Origin of the sequence: Streptomyces zinciresistens K42 (genome assembly GCF_000225525.1) — a bacterium.
Taxonomy (GTDB): Bacteria; Actinomycetota; Actinomycetes; order Streptomycetales; family Streptomycetaceae; genus Streptomyces; species Streptomyces zinciresistens.
The window spans coordinates 1-1,635 of the sequence record NZ_AGBF01000428.1; the positions used below are offsets into that span (position 1 = coordinate 1).

General features: G+C 77.6%; 2 protein-coding genes. Both read left to right on the plus strand.

The window, feature by feature from the left end:
• Nucleotides 1–1,152 (plus strand): vWA domain-containing protein (locus SZN_RS36990; RefSeq protein ID WP_007506452.1); only part of this gene is annotated, 1,152 nt, incomplete at its 5' end.
• Nucleotides 1,149–1,635 (plus strand): SWIM zinc finger family protein (locus tag SZN_RS36995; RefSeq protein ID WP_007506455.1); only part of this gene is annotated, 487 nt, incomplete at its 3' end. The genes SZN_RS36990 and SZN_RS36995, both read left to right, overlap by 4 nt.

Genomic DNA, 1,635 nt, shown 5'->3' on the forward strand with positions numbered 1-1,635 from the left:
GGCGCCGCCCCGGCGCCGTCACCCGCGGCGGCGCCGCGTCTCGCCCCCGCCGACCGCTGGCGGCTGCTGCTCGGCCGGGAGAACGACAAGCTCCCCACCGGCGCCCGCCGTTACGCGCACGCCCTGGACGAGCTGTACGGGGCCGGGCAGGGCGAGGGCGCCGACGGCATCGGCGGGCCCGGCGGCGGCGCCGGCCAGGAGGGGTCCTTCCCCAGCGCCCGCGAGTGGTCGGACGAACTGGAGGCGCTGTTCGGGGCCGAGGTCCGCGAGGAGGTCCTCGGCCGGGCCGCCGACAGCGGCCGCGCCGACGTCCTCGCACAGCTCGACCCCGCCTCCGTACGGCCCTCCGTGGAGCTGCTGAGCTCCGTCCTCTCCCTCGCCGGGGGGATGCCCGAGCAGCAACTCGCCCGGCTCCGGCCTCTCGTACGCCGACTCGTCGACGAACTCTCCCGCGAGCTCGCCACCCGGCTGCGCCCCGCCCTGACCGGCATCGCCAGCCCGCGCCCGACCCGCCGCCCCGGCGGCCGGCTCGACCTGCCCCGAACCCTGCGGGCGAACCTCGCCCACACCCGGCGGCTCGACGACGGACGCACCGTCGTGGTCCCCGAACAGCCGGTCTTCAGCACCCTGTCCCGGCGCGAGTCGGACTGGCGGCTGGTCCTCGTGGTCGACGTGTCCGGCTCGATGGAGGCGTCCGTCATCTGGTCGGCGCTGACCGCCGCCGTCCTGGGCGGCGTGCCCACCCTCTCCACCCACTTCCTCACCTTCTCCACCCAGGTGATCGACCTCACCGACCGGGTCGCCGACCCGCTGTCCCTGCTCCTGGAGGTGCGCGTCGGCGGCGGCACCCACATCGCCGCCGGGCTCGCCCACGCCCGCTCGCTGGTGACCGTGCCGAGCCGCACCCTCGTGGTGGTGGTCAGCGACTTCGAGGAGGGCTACCCGCTCGGCGGCCTCCTCGGCGAGGTGCGCTCGCTCGCCGCGTCCGGCGTCCATCTGATGGGCTGCGCCGCCCTGGACGACAGCGGGGCACCGCGCTACTCGGTGCCCGTGGCCCAGCAACTCGTCGCGGCCGGCATGCCCGTGGCCGCCCTCAGCCCCCTCGCCCTCGCCCGCTGGGTCGGCGACCGTCTCCGCGGAGAACCCCGTTGAACGACCGACTCCCGCCCGCCGCACCCGACACGGTCGCCGCCGCCGTGGAGGCGCTGACCTCCCGGCTGCGCAAGAAGCTGGACGCGGCGATCGAGCAGTACGCCGCCGTACCCGCCGTCACCGAGGGCGGCACCGTCAGCGTGCGCTGCGGCGACGACGCCGTGGTCACCCTGGAGCCCGGCGCCTTCGGCGCGGTCACGACCGCCGAGCAGGCGCGCTGCACCTGCCTGCTCGCGCCCCGCTGTCTGCACCGGGCCGCCGTCCTGAGCGCCTGCCCGGTCGCCGACGCCTCCGCCGCACCCGAACCCGAACCCGCCGACACCGGGCTCGGCACCGGCACGGCTCCGGGTGCGCCCGGGGCCGCGGACGGCTCCTCGCCGTCCGGCACCGACGGTAGCGCCGCCGCGGCAGCCGGTCGCCGAGCCGGCTGCCGGGCCGCCGCCGGCCGTACCGCCCACCGACGCCCAGGTGGCCGCCGCGACC